1 protein-coding gene is annotated in these 518 nt (G+C 59.5%); it reads right to left on the bottom strand.

Annotation, left to right across the window (positions count from 1 at the left end; all coding sequences use genetic code 11):
• Window positions 1-115: 115 nt before the first annotated feature.
• Window positions 116-518: hypothetical protein (locus G3A47_RS23435; protein ID WP_166926695.1), on the bottom strand; the 403-nt coding region annotated here is incomplete at its 5' end.

Below are 518 nucleotides of genomic sequence, written 5' to 3'. Positions count from 1 at the left end.
GTAGCCAGGTGGAATCACTTGACGTTACAAAAATGCAATGAAAACTAAAACTTAGAGCGTTTCCGCATTTCCGTGAAAAACGGAAACGCTCTACTTGTCTGGTCGACGTGCCGTGTTACTGCACGCGGCCGGACACCGCGGCTCGGCCGCGCGCTGGAATACCCTCCTCTTCGATCTGGAGCGCCCGCAGTGTGGCCAGGACCAGGGCAATCGCCGCGAAGGAATGGTCCGCCACGACAGGTACAAGGCGAAGCGGGCTATCCTCGACGACATAAGCCCGCCGGCGGCCTGCGAAGGGGTGATTGCCCCAATGCCATCCCGGCAGCACCTGTTCCGCCAGTGCGACGGCTGCGTCGAGCGAGGCGGTGTAGGCTGGCGCGGTACGGTATTGCGAGCGAACGATCTCGCCGGTTTTTCTGTGCCTGGAATAGCTGGCCCAGAGTTCTTCCCAGTCGGAAAAATACTTTTCGATCGCGTGGTCCAACTCCGGACTGGGGGCCTTCAGTTTCTGGCAATTC

Source organism: Flavobacterium poyangense, from assembly GCF_011751075.1.
Taxonomy (GTDB): Bacteria; Bacteroidota; Bacteroidia; order Flavobacteriales; family Flavobacteriaceae; genus Flavobacterium; species Flavobacterium poyangense.
Note: the sequence above shows the minus strand (reverse complement) of the source record. Positions and strands in the feature narration are given on the sequence as shown.